This window comes from Spiroplasma endosymbiont of Asaphidion curtum, from assembly GCF_964031085.1.
GTDB lineage: Bacteria > Bacillota_I > Bacilli_A > Mycoplasmatales > Nriv7 > Nriv7.
Genome location: NZ_OZ035001.1, coordinates 428,437 through 450,463, shown reverse-complemented (window position 1 = coordinate 450,463; position 22,027 = coordinate 428,437). Strand labels below are relative to the sequence as shown.

Sequence of the window (22,027 nt, the reverse complement as noted above, 5' to 3'; positions counted from 1 at the left end):
ATTATAAGGAATTTAAGATTATGAAATTTGATAAATTTAATTTTATTAATGATAAAGAATTATTACGATTAACTGGAATAAAGCAAAGTACTTTTAATAAAATGTTAAATATTTTAAAAGAAGCTGAGTTAAAAAAGTTTAAAAGAGGTGGTAAAAATAATAAATTATCATTAGAAAATAGATTATTGATGACTTTATCATATTGACGAGAATATCGTACTTATTTTCATCTTGGTAAAAGTTTTGATATTAGTGAAGCTAGTTGTTATCGAAATATCAAGTGAATTGAAGATATTTTAATCAAACATCCTGATTTTCAACAACTTGCTGGTAAAAAAGCATTAATAAATGATTATTTTAATGATAAAACAATTATTATTGATGCTACAGAAACACCCATTCAACGCCCAAAAAAAGACAAAAACAATCTTATTCAGGAAAAAAGAAAAAACACACTATTAAAACACAAGTAATTATTGAAAAAGAAAGCAAAATAATTATTGCAACAAATTTTTCTCTCGGTAAAAAGCATGATTTTTGTTTATTTAAAGAATCAAAAATCCCAATTTTAAAAAATACTAAATTAATAGTTGATAATGGTTATCAAGGAATACAAAAAATTCATAGTAATGTTCTAATACCTAAGAAAAAAACAAAGAAAAACCCTTTAAATAAAGAACAAAAACATAATAATAAATTAATTTCAAAAATGAGAATTATTATTGAAAATATTTTTGCTATTCTTAAAAAATTTAAAATTATTACTGAAAAATATCGTAATCGTAGAAAACGATTTAGTTTAAGATTTAATTTAATTGCTTCAATTTATAATTTGCAATTATAGATAACATAAAATATTTATTTAAAATTAAATTAATGCCAAATTGTAAAGTTAAGTGCAACTAAATTATTTTTCTAACCAAATATTCGATTGGTGAAAGATAATTTAGTATTTTTCTTGGTCTTTGGTTTAAAGACAATATAAATTTATGAACTGCATTTTTAGTAGTATTTGAAAAATTAAATTTTTTAGGAAATTTTTCTCTAATTAAACCATTAGTATTTTCATTAGTACCTCTTTGTCAAGGCGAATACGCATTAGCAAAATAAATTTTCACATTTAAATTTTTTTCAAGTTGTTGTCAATTAGAAAATTCTTTACCCCTATCAAATGTTATAGTCTTAACAAGATTATTTGGAAGAATTGATAAATAATGGCTAATGTTTTCGTTAACAACTTTAGTAGTTCTATTTTCAACTAACATTGCTAAAGTAAATCTTGATGTTCTTTCAACTAAAGTTATTAAACATGATTTACTTTTACCTCGTGATGATACTACAGTATCACCTTCTCAATGACCAACAGTTATACGATTATTAACATTAATATTTCGTTCTTTAATTGATTTACCATTAAATTTACCGCGATTTTCTTGAGATTTTCGTTTCTTACCTTTTCTTCTTAAATTTTTATTAGTAACTTTTTCAAGTAATCCAGAATAAATTCAATTGTAAATTGTTTTAAAACTAATAATTCATTCTTTATGAAAATTTTTAATTCTGCCATAAATTTGTTCAGGCGATCAACCTAATAGTAATTTTTGTTGTACATATTTTACTAATTCTCTATTTTTAAACTTATGAAAATAAACATGTGATTGTTTTCTGTTTTCTGCTTTATTTTGTGCAATTAATGAAAAATAATGATTACTATCTTTATTTCTATTGACTTCTCGAATAATAGTACTAATACTTCGATTAAGATTTTTAGCTATTTCACTAATTTTTACTTTAAACTTCAATTGATTCTCAATATAAATTCTTTCATATATGCCAAGATGTTTGTAACCCATATAAAAACTCCTTGCTTTGTTTTTTCTAAAATAAACTTAGCATCATGAAATTTTTATATGAGATTTTTTGCAATTTTATTTACTTGCACTTACAAGTATAATTCAGCAAATAAAATAACCATAAATAAGACAATAATTACTAATACCATTCAAAACGCAATATTTGCTATTAAAAGTCAAAGTAGTTCTTTGGTTAAATCAATTTCTTTACCAGAAACTCACGCCGGAATAACTTTAATTTGAATAAATAAATCCCAAAAATACAATTTTGTCATTTCTCAATCTAAATCTTTTCAAGCAACTAAAAACATAATAATTACCGCTTAAAAGGTCAAAAGAGTAGAAAAATAATGGCTGAAAACAACATTACAATTATTAAAATTGAAAACAAAAATACAACTTGGGGCGGTAAATCGGCAGTTGGATAAATTAATTCAATTAATTCAATAATTATTTTTTTAAACATTTTCTAAACCTACTTTTTAATTTCTTTTTCATCTTGTTCTAATAAATTTCGCTTAAACTTTGCAATAAATATTCGTTGTGAATAAGTAAAATCTTTTGGTAGCTGTTTTGCTTCACTACCATATTTCTTTTTATCTTTAAAAAACCGATAAATATTAACAGCAATATAATATGCTAGTAATAATGTTAAAATCGTAAAAAACACTAATCCAAATATACTCATCTTTCTTTTCTCCTTAATTTTCTAATTAATTTATTTTTTTAAACAATTATGTTCAACAAAATCAAAACAAAGTCAATTATCACCAACTAAATCAGTTCTAACAGAATCAACTGCAGATTTAGACGCTCAAATTTTTTGTTCTAATCCGGTTTTTTTATTAATAGAATAGACTTGGTACATAACCTTTAATTTTATCTACTATTTTGATAATTATTTTTTAGATGAAATACAAATGTTAGATAAATACAAAGATAAAAATGAATTTTATAGTTTAGTCGGCATAAAATGTTATAGTTATGTACCAAGTCTAATATATAAACTCTTGACAATAATCTTTGCCAGGCTCATCCACACTAACTCACATTTTCATTTCTAAAACTCCAAAATTAATTTTTTTACTACATTAAATCAAAAAATGCAATAACTTAGTTAAATAACTCAAACTAACATTGATAATTAACGGGCGGAGCATACGCTTTCCGCACCGTTTAAACACCTTAAAAACCAACCTAAATTTTTTTAAACTATATATTTTCTTTACCTCTATTCTTAAAATGCCTTAAAACACCTTTAAAATGAATTTTTAAAATAATTAAAACTTACATCCTTTTTAGCAATCTCTTTCTCCGCAACAAAAAAACCTAACAACTCATGACCTAAAATCAAACTAGATTCTTGACCTTTCTTATTATTAACTAAAACCAACTGATACTCACCATCTTTAATTATTCCGATACAAATAGAATTCTCATATTTTCCTTTATAAACAAATCGTTTTGAAAACCAAATACCAGTAGATTCATACAATCAGGGAATTGCTGGTGCTTTAATAAGTACTGCATTTTGCGTTTCTTTCAAAAGATATTTTTCAGTATTTAAAAAAATATTTTCAATATTTCTCATATACATACCACCCTTACAATATTTAGTTATATTAACTTAGTTATATTTAACTTAGTCTTTTAACTTAGTTCAATATATTTCTCTTTAAACTCTTTCTTTAAACTAAATTAACATAACTTGTTAGTAAACTTCGTTTACTAAAAAACTTAGTTTATCAACAACAAGGCACAAAAAAATACAAGGCATAACTAAAAATAATAAATATTAATTTAACCTTATATTTCTTGTAATAAATAAATGAGCTCGTATTTATTTATTAATTAACAGCAAGTTTGTAGAAACCAAAATCTTGTCATATGTATATGGTTTCTACAATTAAAACACAAGTAATTATTGAAAAAGAAAGCAAGCTGAATTATACTTGTAAGTGCAAGTAAATAAAATTGCAAAAAATCTCATATAAAAATTTCATGATGCTAAGTTTATTTTAGAAAAAACAAAGCAAGGAGTTTTTATATGGGTTACAAACATCTTGGCATATATGAAAGAATTTATATTGAGAATCAATTGAAGTTTAAAGTAAAAATTAGTGAAATAGCTAAAAATCTTAATCGAAGTATTAGTACTATTATTCGAGAAGTCAATAGAAATAAAGATAGTAATCATTATTTTTCATTAATTGCACAAAATAAAGCAGAAAACAGAAAACAATCACATGTTTATTTTCATAAGTTTAAAAATAGAGAATTAGTAAAATATGTACAACAAAAATTACTATTAGGTTGATCGCCTGAACAAATTTATGGCAGAATTAAAAATTTTCATAAAGAATGAATTATTAGTTTTAAAACAATTTACAATTGAATTTATTCTGGATTACTTGAAAAAGTTACTAATAAAAATTTAAGAAGAAAAGGTAAGAAACGAAAATCTCAAGAAAATCGCGGTAAATTTAATGGTAAATCAATTAAAGAACGAAATATTAATGTTAATAATCGTATAACTGTTGGTCATTGAGAAGGTGATACTGTAGTATCATCACGAGGTAAAAGTAAATCATGTTTAATAACTTTAGTTGAAAGAACATCAAGATTTACTTTAGCAATGTTAGTTGAAAATAGAACTACTAAAGTTGTTAACGAAAACATTAGCCATTATTTATCAATTCTTCCAAATAATCTTGTTAAGACTATAACATTTGATAGGGGTAAAGAATTTTCTAATTGACAACAACTTGAAAAAAATTTAAATGTGAAAATTTATTTTGCTAATGCGTATTCGCCTTGACAAAGAGGTACTAATGAAAATACTAATGGTTTAATTAGAGAAAAATTTCCTAAAAAATTTAATTTTTCAAATACTACTAAAAATGCAGTTCATAAATTTATATTGTCTTTAAACCAAAGACCAAGAAAAATACTAAATTATCTTTCACCAATCGAATATTTGGTTAGAAAAATAATTTAGTTGCACTTAACTTTACAATTTGGCATTATTATAATTTGTAATTATTTTAATAAGTAATGCAAGAAGTCTATTCAAGAATATAATGACCAACATGCATTATTCGATCAGCAATAATTTCTAAATAATGATTTTCATTATCTTTATATTGAAATGATTGAATTCTACCTTTAATTGCGACCATTGTATCAACTACTAAAAATGATACGATATCAGCAATTAAATTATTTCATACTTTAATAACAAGATAATCTTCATCATAATGACCTAATTTATTTTTAAAAGGTCGGGTTATAGTAATAGTTAATCGCATCATTTTTGATGTTTTTTCACCAGCTTGATTATTAATAATTTCTGGCGGATTAATAATTCTTCCTACTAAAACAAGATTATTTAACATTATATCACCTACCTTTCCCATTTTATTGTAAAAGGTAACACCGATTTTTAAGTTAAAAGATATTACTGTCGTATATTTATAATGTTAATATCACCATTCCAACAGCATATTCTTTTTCATGACTAATTGATAATCAACTATTACGTTCAAATCCAATCCATTGCAATTGTTTATTTACTAATTGAATATTAACTTCGCAAAAAGGTAAAATCTCATTAGCATTATTTATTGCTTTATACAATGCTTCTTTTAATGCTCATCTTCCTGCTAAAAATTGTTTTTTTTCGCTTTCACTTTTAATTGTTTGTAAATAACTAATTTCTTCTAAATGTAATACTTTATTAATAAATGATTTTTTTAATTGCATTCGTTTAATGCTAACAATATCAATTCCCACACCTTTAATCATTTTTATTGCCATCCTTTTAAAATAATATTATTTAAATTATAACAAAGAAACAATTTATGAATATAAGAATAATATTTTGGGTTATATTAGACTTGGTACATAACCCTCAATTTTATCTACTATTTTGATAATATTATTTTCTAGATGAAGCACAAATATTAGATAAATACAAAGATGAAAGTGAATTTTATAGTTTGGTAGGTACAAAATGTTATAGTTATGTACCAAGTCTATATATATGCCAACAAAAATTATGATAATATTTAAGAGTGAAAGAAGTGAATATGATGGCAACTTACAGTTTACAACTGAGTGAAGAAAATAAAAACCAAGTAATAACCTATTATGATGCCTATAAAGTGCCTGTTAATAATCCTAACATTATTGCTAAATACAAATACCATAATATAACTATTTTATTATATCGTTCTTTAAAAATAGTTTTCCAAGGTAGTAACGACGAAGAAGTTAAAACACAATGAAACAAATGAAAACCAGATATGATATTAAAAGAACAAATTAGTATTATTGGCAGTGATGAATCAGGCGTTGGTGATTTTTTTGGCCCCTTAGTAGTAACAGCCTGTTATATTAAAGAAAAAGATTTAGCACTAATTAAATCATTAAAAATTCGTGATTCTAAAGTGTTATCAACAATGCAAATTAATATTATCGCTAAACAATTAATCCAACAATTAGAATATAGTACTATCATCATTAATAACCGTCAATACAATAAGTTATATGAAACATATCAAAACAGTCATATTTTAAAAACCATTGGTCATCATCAAGTAATAAGAAAACTTGCCAATAAAGTTAACTGTAAAAAAGTAATTATTGACCAATTTGTTAACAAAAAAAAATATGAAGAATATTTGAAAATTCTTAATGTCACCGATAATGACTTAAAGTTATCATTTACGACTCAGGCCGAAGATAAATTTCTTGCTGTCGGATGTGCCGCCATTATTAGTCGTTACTTTTTTTTAAAAAGTATTAAACAACTAGAACAAGAATATAGTCGGATTTTTCCTTTGGGTGCTAGTACAATTGTTGACAAAGCTATTGAGAAAATAAAACAAGATGGTATTCAAGATAAGGCAATCGATTTTGGAAAATTACATTTTATAAATTGAAAAAAAGTAGTAAAATAAGTCAGTAATGACAAATACCGATAAATACCGATTAAATACCGATCAAGGAGGAAAAAATATGAATCCCAATATTCTTAGTCTATTAAATAAATATGCTGATGACCATAATAAACTACAATTAGATTGTTATGTAATGTCTTCGGTTAGTAATACGCTTGGATTTCCCGGAGCAAGTACTTGATTTCAAATTCAAGCACAAGATGAAGTCTTACATACAAGAAAAATATATAATTATTTAATTGGTCGTGATGAAATACTTATTGTTAATCCAATCCAACCAGAAGAACATAACGAAAAAAGTCTATTAGAATTAATGGAAAAATATCTGAATTACAAACTACAATTTATTGAAAAAACTAATACTCTAATTGCAGCGTGTCAAGAAACTAAGGATTTCTTAACAATTAAATTTCTTGATTGATTCCTAATTGATTTCTATGAAGAAATTGAACTCGCAAAAACCTATATTGATAAGATTAAGATGTCTAATAATAACTATTATGGTATTGATAAGTACCTTTCTAAACGAGAAGAACCTGATACTCTAAAAGTTATTGTTCCCTATAGTGTCAAGTAAAAAACTACGCTTCAGCGTAGTTTTTTACTAGTTAAATCTTTATCGTAATTCCTACAAATGCCAATTTCTTTAACACAACATTAGCATCACCTAGCATTCTTTTAGCAGCGATATTATTTTCTGTATTTTCATATTTATCTTCTTCATAAATAATGGTTTGAATTCCTGACTAAATAATTGCTTTTGCACATTCATTGCAAAGAAACAAACTAACATAAATAACACTATTTTCTAATTTAACTGTAGCACTTAAAATCGCATTTAATTCAGCGTGAACAATATATGGATATTTTGTTTCTAAAAATTTTCCTGTCCGATCTCAAGGATAATTGTAATCATCTAAAAGTCGTGGTAAACCATTATAACCCGTAGCAATTATTTGTTGACGATCGTTGACAATACAAGCACCAACTTGAGTATTAGGGTCTTTACTCCTTAAAGCAGAAACTTTAGCAACACTCATAAAATATTGATCTCATGTTAAATAAGATAATCGTTTTGACATCATTTTATCTAAATATACCAAAAATATCTGATTTTTCTTGTGAAATTAAACCTAGTTTAACATAATCTTGAAGAATTGTATGAGTTCATCCACCTTCATCAGTAAAAAAACGATTATTAGTTAAATATAAAATTAACACCACTAACACTAATACTAATACAGCAGCAGCAGCAGCAGCGCGCTTTCATTCTCATGCTTGCTTAGCATAACCTAAAAAATAACTAATAAAAAAACTAATGAAAAAAGTCAAAATTAATGGCATTGCTAAACGGTCACCACTTAAAATAAATGTTACAAACATAAAAACTGTTGGTAAAATTAATCTTCTGCGAACAACAAAAGCTGAAAAATCCTTTTTAGTAAAACTAAAAATATAAAGTGGTGGAATTACCATTCACGCTCAATATAAAGGTCCTGTTAAAATATTTGGTATCTTTTGCGACTTAAAATTATACATCGCACTAGCAACAACTGAATGAGTAAAACCAACAATTACTGTTGTACAAAGAATAATTAATCCTAACTTTCATGGTTTATAAAATGACTCAACTAAACGAGCACAATAAAAAATAACTAAACACGATAAAAATAAATTAAACATCTTGTCACCAGCTAATGGATAAACTATTCATCGTCAAAACTGACCAGCTTGAAAAATTAAATGTTTATACGAACCACCTAACATTAATTGTGACTCGATTCCACCATCAATTAAACTATTAGGATTTTTTTCTTGCAAAATCTCACGAATTTGTGGGACAAAAAATGGAACTAGAATTGGTAATAGTAAGGGAATAAATGTAAACACATAAGCTAAAAATATATTTTGTTTAGTTGTTAAATTATGAAAATCCTTCATTCGTTTTTGTAATAATGAACCTTCTTTTAAATCATCACTAGTAATTGACTTCGGATCAAAAACCTCATCATCATTACTAGGTTTTTCTTGAAAAGCAATAGTTTCAATTTGATCAATTTGTGAATAAATTGGTTTCAATTGGGCGACTAAAGTTTCTGGATTAACAAAAACAATCCCATCGTTATTACTAAAAAGCAATGGCTCATGAATAACTTTAGTTAATACAATTGTTAATACTTGTAATTTACTATGATTACTAGTAGCAATTTCTTTACGAAAACTATCAATATCTAACTGATTTTGTTTTAAATCTTTTGCCGTTCACATTTCTGAATGATTAAAATAATCTAAAATCTTAATAACTTGATAACTCTTATTAAATAAATTAATTAAATATAAATTATGTTCTTTATTTCGCTTTCAGCGTCATTTTCGCTGATGAATTTGATATTTTTCAATTTGTTTAAAATACTCAACTAATTGCATTTTTAAAATATCAAATGTATTTCTTTCCATTGTCATACTCCCTTATTAGATAAAGTTTATCACTACAGTGATTAAAAACCCTATTGTAAACTATCTAACCTTGTTTTAAAAGATTCTGGTAATTCACAATTCAACTGCATTTTCTTACCACTAATAGGATGAATAAACGCAATCTCATGAGCATGTAAATATTGTTCATAAGGTTCATCTAAATCTTGTTTAATTCCATATAAATGATCTCCTAAAATAGGATGTTTAATAGAACTTAAGTGAACACGGATTTGATGTGTTCTTCCTGTTAATAACTCACATTCAAGAAAAGTAATATTACTTTCTAAAAATCTTTTAATAACATTAAATTTAGTTTGAGCTGGTTTACTATTTTTAAAAACAATCGCCATTCGTTTACGATTTTTAGGATCACGACCAATGGGGCCATCAATAAAACCACTCTCTTTGTTAATAATACCACGAACAAGAGCAAAATACTTTCTAGTTAAAGATTTATTTTGTAACTGATTAGTTAACTGTTGATGAACAGAATTACATTTAGCAATAATAAGTAATCCTGTTGTATTTTTATCTAAACGATGCACAATACCTGGTCTTGCGACATCATTATCAGATAATTTAATATCTTTAGCTAATAAAATATTAACTAGTGTATTATCTCAATTGCCAACTCCGGGATGAACAACAAGATTTTTTGGTTTATTTATTACTAATAAATACTCATCTTCATAAACAATATCTAAATCTTTTTTATCAAGATTTTTGCCTTGTCAAGATTTCTCTTCTTGAAAATTAACTGTAATCACATCGTCTTGCTTAACATTATAGTTATTAGTAATAATTTGATTATTAACAATAACTTTTTCATTAGTAATTAATTTTTGAATTTGACTAAGAGAAAGACCTTTAACCGAAGAAAATTTTAATTGCAAATACTTATCAATTCTTTTAATACTTGGTGCTTCTTCAACAATAATAACTAATTTCTTTTCCATCTTATTGTTCTCAATAACTAGTTATTGGTGTTAAAATAATTGCAAAAATAATTACAATTGTTCCACCAACAACAAACATATCCGCAATATTAAAAATTGAATATGGTGGAAATAATTGTCAAGAAAAATAATCAACAACACCCCATTCAACATTTTGATTTGAAAACCGATCACCAAAATTACTTAATGCACCAGCAACAATTAATGCCAAACCAATATTCATCATTGTTGTTTGTGCAAATAAAAATCCTACTAAAATTAACAAAATAATAATACTTTGCACAACAACCATTAATTCAGGATTTTCAGCACCAATTCCAAAAGCAGCTCCTGTATTATATACTAACTCAATTTGAATAAATCCTGGTAAAAAATTAACCATTTCATTTTCATTTAAATTATTAATAACAACATTTTTAATTATAAAATCAATTAAAATAAGAATAAAAATACTTACTAACAATAATAATTTTTTCTTTAAATTTCAAGTATAATTACTGAAATATTCCTCAACTGAATTTTTTCATTGTTTTAAATGACGATTCATTATTTATTTTCCTCTAATTTACTAATAACCTTTTGACAACGAGAACAAAGTTCATCAATCATAACACTCACAATCATTCAACAACGAACACACTTATCACCAAGTTTTAATTTTACTGCAATTTTAGCCGTTGGATATTGAACACCGACACTTAAATTTTTACTAACAATTAACTCACTAATAATAAACATTTGTCCTAAATTATTTATTGCTGCTAACTCTTGATAATTATCATTTAACTGCATAATAACTTGAGCTTGTAAGGACTTACCAATAACCTTTTCATTTCTTGCCAATTCTAATGCCTTATTAACATCTTCGCGTAATTGTAAAAGTTTATATCCGATATTTTTAATTTCACTAATATTTTCAAATGTTGGCAATACAACCATATCCATTAAATGAATTGAAGATAACTTATTTGCTAACGGTAAATGCTCATAAACTTCTTCACAAGTATGAACTAAAATTGGTGCCAAATTAAATAATATTGTTTGTAAAATATAATAAATTGTTGTTTGTACTTGTTTTCGACGCATACTATTTGCTTCTTCAATATATAAGATATCTTTAGTAAAATCAAGATAAAATGCTGAAAGACTATTAACAATAAAATTGTTTGTTAACACATATACTTCATTAAAATCATAATTATTATATGCTACTTGTGTTGCATGATGATATTCTTGAGTTTTAACTAATAAATACTGGTCAACTATTTCATACTCCTTAACAATATGTTCTAATTTAAAATCAAATAAATTTCCTAACATAAAACGCATTGTATTACGAATTTTACGATAGTTCTCACTAACTTGTTTTAAAATATCATTACCTATTTTCATTTCATCAGTGTAATCAACCGATGAAACTCATAATCGCAAAATATCACTACCATAAGTAGTACATACTTCCAAAGGATCAACAACATTACCTAATGATTTTGACATTTTTTTCCCTTTTTCATCATTAATAAATCCATGAATAATTACTTGTTCATAAGGAACTCGTTTTAACGGACTAATAACACCTGTTGTTAATGAAGAATTGAATCATCCTCGAAACTGGTCACTACCTTCTAAATAAAGATCCACAGGATATTTTCAATGCTTTTGTTGTCACAAATTTCAATGCGAAATTCCACTATCAAATCAAACATCCATAATATCAGTTTCTTTGCGAAACTTACCATTAGGGGCTTGATGATGAGCATAATTTTTTGGCAATAACTTATCTAATGGTCAACTTCATCAAATTGCTGTTCCATATTGAGCAATTAAATCACGAAAATGTTTAATTAATACAACATCATAAATCGGTTTATTATCTTCACCATATAAAATAGTAATCGGCACTCCCCATAATCTTTGACGCGAAATACATCAATCATCACGATGCGCAATCATCTGACGCATTCTTTCTTGGCCTCAAACTGGTAAATATTTAACTTGATTAATTTGTTCCAATAATTGTGATTTAATAGCACTAATAGCAACAAACCATTGTTCAGTTGCTCGATAAATAATTGGCTTTTTAGTTCTTCAATCATGAGGATAAGAATGTTTAATAAAAGATAAAGCTAATAATTTATTGTCAGCTTTTAATCTTGTAGTAATAATTTTATTAGTATCTTCATAAAATTTACCTTGTAATTGTTTATCATTAATTACATCAGTAAAATAACCAGCATTATCAACACTAACAATTGGCGTTGTATTATTTTGTTGACCAATAATAAAATCATCAACTCCAAAACCACAAGCAGTATGAACTAATGCTGTTCCCTCAGTTAAAGTAATATGATGTCCTAAAACTACTTTATTAATAATATTGCTATATAACGGATGAAAATAAGTAATACCAACTAAATTAGCACCAATTAATTGTTTAACAACTTTAACATCTAATAACTGACATTGTTCACTAACTTTTGCTAATAATTCCTTAGCAACGACTAATTTACCTTGGTTTGAGTTAATAACAACATATTCAATATCTTTACCAACAGCAATAAATTGATTACTAGTTAATGTTCACGGTGTTGTCGTTCATACTACTAATCGCACATCATTATCTAAAATACCATTACCAGCTTTCAAATCACAAGCAACAAAAATACTTGGTGATGTCTTTTCCATATATTCTACTTCTGCTTCAGCTAACGCTGTTTGACTACTTGGTGACCAATATACGGGTTTTAATCCCCGATAAATAAGCTTTTGTTCAATCATCATTATTAAAAAATCAATCTGATAACCTTCATATGTAGGAACACAAGTAATATATTCATCATTAGGAATATTTAATAACCCCAAGTGGGCAAATTGTTGCTTTTGAATTGTTATTTGCTCTTGAGCATATTCATAACACTTATTACGAAATAAAACTGGATCTGATTTTTTTCACTCAATATTTAACTTAGTAACTGCTGTTTCAACTGGCAGTCCATGTGTATCCCAACCAAATAGTAATGGCGCATAATAACCATTAAAACTACGATTTCGCACAATAATATCTTTTAAAATTTTATTCAAAGCATGACCAACATGAATACTACCATTAGCATAAGGTGGCCCATCATGTAAAATAAACTTTTTACCAAATTCATTTTTTAATAAAATCTGTGACCATAATTGTTCTTTTTGCCACTTTTGTTGATAATACAATTCTTTATCTTTTAAATTAGCTCGCATTTCAAACATAGTTTGTGGCATTAACAAAGTACTTTTTCAATCACGCATCTATAATTCTCCTTTATTTTTTAGTAAAAAAAATTTCTTACTAACTTCAAATAAATATCCAAAATCTAGTTTATTGGACATAAAAATGTCTAACAACTAAAAACAATAATATCACATTCATTGCCGACATTAAAATACTCCCTAAATGAATTTATAATATACAACTAAACAATCATTAGATAATCATTTCACAATAAATTATAACACTAACCTAAAACAACAAAAAGTAGAAGGTAATAAATATTTTATCTTCTACTTAGCGATTTATTTTTTATTTTAATTTATCAATAATAATATTAGTTATTTCATCAATTGACTTATTATCACTTTCAATAACTAAAAAATTAAACTTAGTTTTATGTTTTTCATATCATTGTTCATACTTCTCATTTAATAAAACTCAATAATTTTCATCAATTAATAATTCACTAGCTCGGGCACGAACTTTTATGCGTTGAATTGCTGTTGATGAAGACACGCGTAAAAAAACAATTAAGTCCGGAGTAATTAAATTATCTAAATAAATGCTATCTAAAACCACATTATGATAAAAGTCACAATAAACCTGATAATCAGTAACATTAATAAGTTGTAATTCTTTTAACACTTCAACAAAAATAACATCTTCCATCACACTACGATCAAAAATTACATTTGTTTTACCCTTAGTTAACTTTAATTGTTGACTTCGTGCCATTAACATATATACTTGCATTTTAAAAGCTATTTGTTGCGGATTACGATAATATTCATCTAAATATGGATTTTCCTTTACTGGCTCATTCATTAATAAATAATCCGCATATCTTTTTGATAATTCTTCACTAATAGTTGACTTCCCAGCTCCCACTACTCCTGATAATATAATTCGCATCTATTTAAACTCCCTATAGTAATATACTTCAACTAAAATTATTAAATGAAAAACCATAACTTAATTTTAGTTACTATTTAATTTATTAATAACAAAAAACTCTAATTAATTATTCTATCTAAAAAAATGAATTTATTTATTATCCATAAAATACTAATAATTTTTATTTATATTAATCTTTAATCTTTGTTTCATTTTTTAGTTTATTGCTTGCATCATTTTCTTCCTCTACTGTTATTGATTCTGGTTGGTAAGTAAGTAATATTTGTTGACAACTGCTTTTTGTTGTTGAGAACAACAAATTCATTGTTGCAATTATTTTATTTAAAATTAATTTGTTAGATTTTTCTGCTTGTTTTTTAGTACAAATAATTTTAACTAAATTACTACTTATTTTTAATAAAACTTTACCAATGCTTCCTTTTATTAATAAACAATAATTAAATATAATATCCACTTCTGCAAGTTCTACTGTACTACCAGCGATAGCAATAATTGTTATGTTGCTTAACAACTTTAAAATTTTTGCCATTTTTATCCTCCCTAAATAAATATATTTATCTAAATATTATTATTTATTTTACATTTTTTATCATTTTTTAGCAATATTTATTTAAGAATAGGTCGCGTTTAGTTTTTTTAGGTATTTTTTAAAAAAGAAAAAATAATCATTTACTATAAATTATTTCAATAGACTTGGTACATAACCCTCAATTTTATCTACTATTTTGATAATATTATTTTCTAGATGAAGCACAAATATTAGATAAATATAAAGATGAAAGTGAATTTTATAGTTTGATAGGTGCAAAATGTTATAGTTATGTACCAAGTCTATTAGATCAATTTTCAAAAATGATGGCAATATTGCAAATTCAAGGTTACAAATATCGAACAATTAATAGACTTCTTGCATTACTTATTTATTAAACAAAATTCCTATAAAATATATTTAAAATAGAAATTATAAGGAATTTAAGATTATGAAATTTGATAAATTTAATTTTATTAATGATAAAGAATTATTACGATTAACTGGAATAAAGCAAAGTACTTTTAATAAAATGTTAAATATTTTAAAAGAAGCTGAGTTAAAAAAGTTTAAAAGAGGTGGTAAAAATAATAAATTATCATTAGAAAATAGATTATTGATGACTTTATCATATTGACGAGAATATCGTACTTATTTTCATCTTGGTAAAAGTTTTGATATTAGTGAAGCTAGTTGTTATCGAAATATCAAGTGAATTGAAGATATTTTAATCAAACATCCTGATTTTCAACAACTTGCTGGTAAAAAAGCATTAATAAATGATTATTTTAATGATAAAACAATTATTATTGATGCTACAGAAACACCCATTCAACGCCCAAAAAAGACAAAAACAATCTTATTCAGGAAAAAAGAAAAAACACACTATTAAAACACAAGTAATTATTGAAAAAGAAAGCAAAATAATTATTGCAACAAATTTTTCTCTCGGCAAAAAGCATGATTTTTGTTTATTTAAAGAATCAAAAATCCCAATTTTAAAAAATACTAAATTAATAGTTGATAATGGTTATCAAGGAATACAAAAAATTCATAGTAATGTTCTAATACCTAAGAAAAAAACAAAGAAAAACCCTTTAAATAAAGAACAAAAACATAATAATAAATTAATTTCAAAAATGAGAATTATTATTGAAAATATTTTTGCTATTCTTAAAAAATTTAAAATTATTACTGAAAAATATCGTAATCGTAGAAAACGATTTAGTTTAAGATTTAATTTAATTGCTTCAATTTATAATTTGCAATTATAGATAACATAAAATATTTATTTAAAATTAAATTTAAATAATAAAATAATTTTTTGTTGTGTCAAAATTTACACATTTAATAAAATCCATAAGTATTAACCTAATAAAAGTTAGAAATTACTATATAGTATTTTTTATTTACAAATAATTTGTAATTATTTTAATAAGTAATGCAAGAAGTCTAATAACTTAATTCTGACAATGTTTCTTCCTTCAGTATTAATTGGATTTATTGGCGGTGTGCTATTAGTTTGAACAACAGCGACCATCTTTATTTATATCTTACAAAATTTCTTTAATTTAATAATTCCGTTCTCCTTAGTTTGATGAGTAATTTTAGTTAGTTTTGCTATTATTACAGTTATTTATTCATCAACATATATTATGACTACTTATCATTTAAAAAAACTTAATGTTCTGGAATTAATAAAAAACAGTAGACTTCTTGCATTACTTATTTATTAAACAAAATTCCTATAAAATATATTTAAAATAGAAATTATAAGGAATTTAAGATTATGAAATTTGATAAATTTAATTTTATTAATGATAAAGAATTATTACGATTAACTGGAATAAAGCAAAGTACTTTTAATAAAATGTTAAATATTTTAAAAGAAGCTGAGTTAAAAAAGTTTAAAAGAGGTGGTAAAAATAATAAATTATCATTAGAAAATAGATTATTGATGACTTTATCATATTGACGAGAATATCGTACTTATTTTCATCTTGGTAAAAGTTTTGATATTAGTGAAGCTAGTTGTTATCGAAATATCAAGTGAATTGAAGATATTTTAATCAAACATCCTGATTTTCAACAACTTGCTGGTAAAAAAGCATTAATAAATGATTATTTTAATGATAAAACAATTATTATTGATGCTACAGAAACACCCATTCAACGCCCAAAAAAGACAAAAACAATCTTATTCAGGAAAAAAGAAAAAACACACTATTAAAACACAAGTAATTATTGAAAAAGAAAGCAAAATAATTATTGCAACAAATTTTTCTCTCGGTAAAAAGCATGATTTTTGTTTATTTAAAGAATCAAAAATCCCAATTTTAAAAAATACTAAATTAATAGTTGATAATGGTTATCAAGGAATACAAAAAATTCATAGTAATGTTCTAATACCTAAGAAAAAAACAAAGAAAAACCCTTTAAATAAAGAACAAAAACATAATAATAAATTAATTTCAAAAATGAGAATTATTATTGAAAATATTTTTGCTATTCTTAAAAAATTTAAAATTATTACTGAAAAATATCGTAATCGTAGAAAACGATTTAGTTTAAGATTTAATTTAATTGCTTCAATTTATAATTTGCAATTATAGATAACATAAAATATTTATTTAAAATTAAATTTAAATAATAAAATAATTTTTTGTTGTGTCAAAATTTACACATTTAATAAAATCCATAAGTATTAACCTAATAAAAGTTAGAAATTACTATATAGTATTTTTTATTTACAAATAATTTGTAATTATTTTAATAAGTAATGCAAGAAGTCTAGTGATGAATAAAAAAATCTTATCTAAATTAGATAAGATTTTTTCCTTAAATACTTATTACTTTTAAAGTTCGTAAAACTAAATGAATTTTATCATTATACTTTTCAACAGTAGCATTAATTAAAACAATATTATTTTCTTTAAGTTGTTCTTGGTATTGAGCATATATGTTACTAAAAACTGTCACATTACTTGTTCCATAATCATCACTTACTGTTAAAAAACACATATACTGGCCATCTTTAGTTTTAATTTGTTTAACACGATTAATAAGAACTAATACTTTAACCTTTCAATTAATCAATTTATCTAAATTTTGTAATTTAATAATTTCTTTCTCTAATTGTAATTGCTTTTTAATTAACAATAAAGGATGGGTTTGTAAATAGAAACCGAAATATTTTAATTCATCTTGAGCTTTTTCTAATAAATTATCTGGTTCTTGTTTTAAATTAGGCATCGCTACCAAATCATAATTTAGGGTAATATTATCATTAGTTGATACCTGAATTAATTGTGCATAACGAAAAGCTAGTGTCATATTTAATTTCATGGTTTTTCGTGAGAATTTAAATTCATCTAAAGCTCCAGCAGCAATTAATGCTTCTAATACGAGTGTATTTAAGCCTTTAAGCACCATTCTCGCCACAAACGAGAAATAATCAGTATATTGTCCATTAGTTTCTCTTTCAACACATATTGCTTCATACATTGCCATTCCCACTTGTTTAATTATCGTTAATGGCACTCTAAGCATATTATTTTCAATAATAAAATTTTCTGCTGAATAATTAACTGACGGTGGCAATATTTTTAGATGATACCTTTGACATTCTTTAAGATATTGTTCAATTTTATTAGCACTAGCAACAACACTAGTTAATAATGCACACATAAATTGTAATGCATAATTGGCTTTCAAATAAGCCATTCAATAACCTAGTAATGAATATGATACCGCATGACTTCGATTAAAACCATAACTAGCAAACTGATTAATATCATCATAAATTTGCTTAACAGTTTTTTCATCATAACCATTAGCAACACCAGAAGCAATAAATTCTTTACTTAATAAGGTCATCTCGTTTTGATTTTTTTTACTAATTGCTCTTCTTAAAATATCAGCTTTTGCTAATGAAAAATTAGCAATTTTTTGCGCAATTAAAATAATTTGTTCTTGATAAACAATAATTCCATAAGTTGTTTTTAATATTGGTTCTAAATCAGGATGTAAATAGCAAACCGCTTCTTGTTTTAACCTTCTTTTAATATATGTCTTAATATATTCTTGCGGACCAGGGCGAAATAATGAACTAGTAACAACAATATCTTCTAAAGTTTTGGGTTGCATGGTCACTAAAATTTGTTGCATTCCTTTAGACTCTAACTGAAAAATACCAGCTGTATATCCTTCACTTAATAATTGATATGTTTTACCATCATTTAAAGATATTTTATCTAAACTAATCATCATTGATAAATCTTTATTAATCATATCAAGAATTTGTTTTAAAATTGTTAAATTTCTTAAACCTAAAAGATCCATTTTTAATAACCCTAATGATTCTAAATGATTCATTGAATATTGCGTTAAATAGATATTATTATAACCTTTTTGAATTGGAACAATTTGCATTATTGGTAATTGTGATAAAACAACACCAGCAGCATGCGTTCCAAATTGTCGAGGTAAACCAATAATTTTTTTTGCTAATAAAAATAACTGCGGATATTGTGTCATATACACTTGTAAAATTTCAATTTTACTAACAGCTAATGATAAATCTAAATTTAAATCTAATGGTACCGCTTTACTGATTTTATCAATAATATCTAAAGGAATATTTAATACTCTTCCTGTATCTTTAAGGGCAATTTTACAAGTAATTGTTTGAAAAGTAATAATTTGGGCAACATTATTTTTACCATATTTTCCAACTAAATATTTTATTACTTCTTCGCGACGATCATCTTGAAAATCAATATCAATATCTGGCATTGATATTCGTTGCGGATTTAAAAACCTTTCAAAAATTAAATCATATTTTATTGGGTCAACAGTAGAAATTTGTAATAAAAATGCTACTAAACTCCCAGCAACAGAACCTCTTCCCGGACCAACCATAATATTTTGCTCACGAGCATATTTAACATAATCATAAACAATAAGAAAATAATTAGCAAAACCCATTTCACAAATAATTGATAATTCATAAGATAATCGTTGTTGATAACGCTGATTATTATTAATTTCCTTATTATTTTGTAATCGTTGTAAACATAAGTTTTGCAAATATTCATTGCTATTAACACCAATCGGTGTCGGATACTGTAACATATTTTCCTTAATATTAAGTTGTAAGTGTAAATTAACATTATTAATTAACTGTTGCAAATTAGTTATTAATATTTGTTCATATCCATTATCAAATGATAATAAATAATGATAATCACTAAAATCATTAACATTAGTTTCTGCTAACGATTTTTGTTCCTTAATAGCCTCAATTAACTGTAATGTTTGTTTATCATCAGGTTGTAAATATTTCACTAAATTACAAGGAACAACTAATTGATGCTTATCAATTCAATATTGAATATTACTAACATTATTCTGATTAATTCCCATATATGTGAGAGCCTTTTTTTGAATTCTTGTTAAATATTCCGATTGCATTGTTAAAGACATTGCTAAAGCATTTTGTGGTTTAAAAATAACAATAATTTCATTTAGATGTTCTAATAATTGCTCACAACTAATTGTTGAATTATTAGAAATAGCAATTATTGAAGAAATAAGACAAAGTTGTTCATAACCTTGCTGATTTTTAGCAATAACAATTAATTCTAATTTCAGATTATGAGCAATATCTAACACATCAATATCAATACCAATAATTGGTTTAATATTATATTTTTGACATTGTTCATAAAATCGCATCGCCCCAAACATTGTATTCTTATCAGTCAATGCTAAAATTAAAAGATTATTTTTAATTGCAAACTTAAAATAATCTTTTAATTTTAACGGTGAACTTAATAGTGAATACTCACTATGAACATTTAAATTAATAATTATTTTCACCTACTTTTTTTCAAGAAAATTAATCTCTTGTTTTGTAATATTATTTTCAACTGTTAATGCTAAAATTTCTTCTCACAAAATGCTTTGCTCTTGTTTCTTAACAATACCAATTATTGGTTTAATTACTGGGTCTTGAGGAACAAATAATGAACAACAATCCTTAAAAGGAATAATTGATGTTTCATAAGTATTAATATTTTTAGCAATATTAATAATTTCATTTTTATCATAAGTAATTAATGGTCGCAAAATTACCATATCACTAGCATCAGCAATAACTGATAAACTTTCAATTGTTTGTGATGCTACTTGTCCTAAAGAATCACCAGTTGCTAAAATTTTAATACGCAATTTTCTTGCTAAATGATTAGCAATGCGCATAAACATTCGACGCATAATTGTAATCTGATACGATGATAAAGGAATATGTTTTAACTCTTGTTGTAAACTACTAAAATTACATATATATAATTTTGAAACAACATTACCGCCATAAACTCCTAAGGTTTTAACTAAATTAATAACTTTTTGTAATGATTCATCTTTAGTATATGGAGGGGTTATAAAATGTAAATAATGAACTTCCAATCCTCGTTTCATTAATAAATAAGCACTAACTGGTGAATCAATGCCACCACTCATAAGTAATAATACTTTTCCAGCAATACCAACAGGATAACCTTTTAATCCGGTAATTTTATTTAACATAACAAAAGCATTATCAATTTGAATTTCTAAATATATCGTTAATTGTGGATTTGTTAAATCAACTTGACAATCTTTTTTATAATCTAAAATTAATCCAGCAATAACATTAATTATTTCTAAAGAATTACAATAAAATTTTTTATCAATACGATTAATATCCAATTTAAATGATTTAAATTCTAAATTACTAATCAATGTCAAAATTTCCTTCTGAATAACATTTAAATCTTTAATAACTTGTTTAGCAAAAGAAAATGAAGTAATTCCAAAAGTATTTCTAATAATATTAGTAATTTGTTCAATTTCAACAGGATTAGTTTGATGTTCATTTAAATAAATCAACATCCGACTATGTGTTGTGACAATATTTAAATGTTTAAATGCTATTAACTTAACTTTTAAATTTTTTTCTAACTGGTTAATAAATAAATAACAATTCTTACCTTTAGTTGATAATTCACCATAACGAATTAAAATAGTATCATTCATTTTTAATT

Annotated in this window: 21 protein-coding genes and 1 pseudogene; 7 read left to right on the top strand and 15 right to left on the bottom strand. The window is 24.9% G+C overall.

What is annotated here, in order from left to right; translation table 4 throughout:
* The first annotated feature begins 20 nt into the window (after nucleotides 1–20).
* A protein-coding gene (locus AAHJ00_RS02690; protein ID WP_342223477.1) for an IS5 family transposase occupies nucleotides 21–844 on the top strand; the annotation gives its coding sequence in 2 pieces (ribosomal slippage) (nucleotides 21–417 and nucleotides 417–844; 825 coding nt in all).
* A 58-nt stretch (nucleotides 845–902) separates the two neighbouring features.
* Here AAHJ00_RS02690 and AAHJ00_RS02685 read toward each other — a convergent pair.
* Nucleotides 903–1,853 carry an IS30 family transposase gene (locus tag AAHJ00_RS02685; RefSeq protein WP_342223478.1) on the bottom strand — a complete coding sequence of 317 codons (951 nt, stop codon included), beginning with the start codon at nucleotides 1,851–1,853 and terminating at the stop codon, nucleotides 903–905.
* A 57-nt stretch (nucleotides 1,854–1,910) separates the two neighbouring features.
* Here AAHJ00_RS02685 and AAHJ00_RS02680 point away from each other — a divergent pair, with 57 nt between their 5' ends.
* Entirely contained in the window at nucleotides 1,911–2,180 is a 270-nt protein-coding gene (locus AAHJ00_RS02680; RefSeq protein ID WP_342224423.1) for a hypothetical protein, read from the top strand.
* A 148-nt stretch (nucleotides 2,181–2,328) separates the two neighbouring features.
* Here the strand turns inward: AAHJ00_RS02680 and AAHJ00_RS02675 are convergent, their stop codons facing one another.
* The 3 genes from AAHJ00_RS02675 to AAHJ00_RS02665 all read right to left on the bottom strand — a co-directional run bounded on the left by AAHJ00_RS02675 (nucleotide 2,329) and on the right by AAHJ00_RS02665 (nucleotide 3,444).
* Complete coding sequence (locus AAHJ00_RS02675) at nucleotides 2,329–2,541, bottom strand: hypothetical protein (protein WP_215825617.1); 213 nt, start codon at nucleotides 2,539–2,541, stop codon at nucleotides 2,329–2,331.
* Between the two features lie 30 nt (nucleotides 2,542–2,571).
* On the bottom strand, nucleotides 2,572–2,721 hold the full coding sequence (locus tag AAHJ00_RS02670) for a hypothetical protein (RefSeq protein ID WP_342223611.1): 150 nt from the start codon (nucleotides 2,719–2,721) through the stop codon (nucleotides 2,572–2,574).
* Nucleotides 2,722–3,111: 390 nt separating this feature from the next.
* The gene (locus AAHJ00_RS02665; protein ID WP_342223612.1) at nucleotides 3,112–3,444 is read right to left on the bottom strand and encodes a hypothetical protein; all 333 of its coding nucleotides are present in this window, start codon (nucleotides 3,442–3,444) and stop codon (nucleotides 3,112–3,114) included.
* 456 nt (nucleotides 3,445–3,900) lie between these two features.
* Here AAHJ00_RS02665 and AAHJ00_RS02660 point away from each other — a divergent pair, with 456 nt between their 5' ends.
* Nucleotides 3,901–4,851: an IS30 family transposase gene (locus tag AAHJ00_RS02660; RefSeq protein ID WP_342223478.1), complete on the top strand. Its 951-nt coding sequence runs from the start codon at nucleotides 3,901–3,903 to the stop codon at nucleotides 4,849–4,851.
* A gap of 67 nt (nucleotides 4,852–4,918) precedes the next feature.
* On the opposite strand, the gene AAHJ00_RS02655 is transcribed toward AAHJ00_RS02660, so the two are convergent.
* Nucleotides 4,919–5,248: a single-stranded DNA-binding protein gene (locus AAHJ00_RS02655; RefSeq protein ID WP_342224422.1), complete on the bottom strand. Its 330-nt coding sequence runs from the start codon at nucleotides 5,246–5,248 to the stop codon at nucleotides 4,919–4,921.
* A 76-nt stretch (nucleotides 5,249–5,324) separates the two neighbouring features.
* Nucleotides 5,325–5,645, bottom strand: coding sequence for a holo-ACP synthase (locus AAHJ00_RS02650; RefSeq protein ID WP_342224421.1), 321 nt, complete (start codon nucleotides 5,643–5,645; stop codon nucleotides 5,325–5,327).
* Nucleotides 5,646–5,941: 296 nt separating this feature from the next.
* Between AAHJ00_RS02650 and rnhC the strand changes: the two genes are divergently transcribed.
* Both rnhC and AAHJ00_RS02640 read left to right on the top strand, forming a co-directional pair.
* Entirely contained in the window at nucleotides 5,942–6,814 is an 873-nt protein-coding gene (gene rnhC, locus AAHJ00_RS02645; protein WP_342224420.1) for a ribonuclease HIII, read from the top strand.
* 58 nt (nucleotides 6,815–6,872) lie between these two features.
* Nucleotides 6,873–7,391 carry a ferritin-like domain-containing protein gene (locus AAHJ00_RS02640; RefSeq protein WP_342224419.1) on the top strand — a complete coding sequence of 173 codons (519 nt, stop codon included), beginning with the start codon at nucleotides 6,873–6,875 and terminating at the stop codon, nucleotides 7,389–7,391.
* A 31-nt stretch (nucleotides 7,392–7,422) separates the two neighbouring features.
* On the opposite strand, the pseudogene AAHJ00_RS02635 reads toward AAHJ00_RS02640, so the two are convergent.
* The 7 genes and pseudogenes from AAHJ00_RS02635 to AAHJ00_RS02605 form a co-directional block, all read right to left on the bottom strand.
* Nucleotides 7,423–7,899, bottom strand: a pseudogene (locus tag AAHJ00_RS02635) (deoxycytidylate deaminase).
* A gap of 1 nt (nucleotide 7,900) precedes the next feature.
* Nucleotides 7,901–9,271 (bottom strand): hypothetical protein, encoded by a 1,371-nt coding sequence (locus AAHJ00_RS02630; protein ID WP_342224417.1) that lies wholly within the window; start codon nucleotides 9,269–9,271, stop codon nucleotides 7,901–7,903.
* A 50-nt stretch (nucleotides 9,272–9,321) separates the two neighbouring features.
* Nucleotides 9,322–10,248, bottom strand: a complete 927-nt coding sequence (locus AAHJ00_RS02625) for an RluA family pseudouridine synthase (RefSeq protein WP_342224416.1) — start codon at nucleotides 10,246–10,248, stop codon at nucleotides 9,322–9,324.
* Nucleotide 10,249: 1 nt separating this feature from the next.
* A complete protein-coding gene (gene lspA, locus AAHJ00_RS02620) occupies nucleotides 10,250–10,795 on the bottom strand; it encodes a signal peptidase II (protein WP_342224415.1) in 546 nt (181 codons plus the stop codon).
* Nucleotides 10,795–13,536 (bottom strand): isoleucine--tRNA ligase, encoded by a 2,742-nt coding sequence (ileS, locus tag AAHJ00_RS02615; protein ID WP_342224414.1) that lies wholly within the window; start codon nucleotides 13,534–13,536, stop codon nucleotides 10,795–10,797. Before ileS ends, lspA begins: the two co-directional genes overlap by 1 nt.
* A gap of 271 nt (nucleotides 13,537–13,807) precedes the next feature.
* On the bottom strand, nucleotides 13,808–14,410 hold the full coding sequence (locus tag AAHJ00_RS02610; RefSeq protein ID WP_342224413.1) for a deoxynucleoside kinase: 603 nt from the start codon (nucleotides 14,408–14,410) through the stop codon (nucleotides 13,808–13,810).
* A gap of 172 nt (nucleotides 14,411–14,582) precedes the next feature.
* Entirely contained in the window at nucleotides 14,583–14,942 is a 360-nt protein-coding gene (locus AAHJ00_RS02605; RefSeq protein ID WP_342224412.1) for a hypothetical protein, read from the bottom strand.
* Nucleotides 14,943–15,393: 451 nt separating this feature from the next.
* Here AAHJ00_RS02605 and AAHJ00_RS02600 point away from each other — a divergent pair.
* Nucleotides 15,394–16,216, top strand: a protein-coding gene (locus tag AAHJ00_RS02600; protein ID WP_342223496.1) for an IS5 family transposase whose coding sequence is annotated in 2 segments (ribosomal slippage) — nucleotides 15,394–15,791 and nucleotides 15,790–16,216 — 825 coding nt in all. Because the reading frame shifts where the segments join, the coding sequence is not laid out codon by codon here.
* 515 nt (nucleotides 16,217–16,731) lie between these two features.
* A protein-coding gene (locus AAHJ00_RS02595) for an IS5 family transposase (protein ID WP_342223496.1) occupies nucleotides 16,732–17,554 on the top strand; the annotation gives its coding sequence in 2 pieces (ribosomal slippage) (nucleotides 16,732–17,129 and nucleotides 17,128–17,554; 825 coding nt in all).
* Between the two features lie 226 nt (nucleotides 17,555–17,780).
* Here AAHJ00_RS02595 and AAHJ00_RS02590 read toward each other — a convergent pair.
* Together AAHJ00_RS02590 and thiI are read right to left on the bottom strand one after the other, a co-directional pair.
* Nucleotides 17,781–20,822 carry a DNA polymerase III subunit alpha gene (locus AAHJ00_RS02590; protein ID WP_342224411.1) on the bottom strand — a complete coding sequence of 1,014 codons (3,042 nt, stop codon included), beginning with the start codon at nucleotides 20,820–20,822 and terminating at the stop codon, nucleotides 17,781–17,783.
* Complete coding sequence (gene thiI / locus AAHJ00_RS02585; RefSeq protein WP_342224410.1) at nucleotides 20,823–22,019, bottom strand: tRNA uracil 4-sulfurtransferase ThiI; 1,197 nt, start codon at nucleotides 22,017–22,019, stop codon at nucleotides 20,823–20,825. It abuts the gene before it with no gap.
* Between the last annotated feature and the right edge of the window lie 8 nt (nucleotides 22,020–22,027).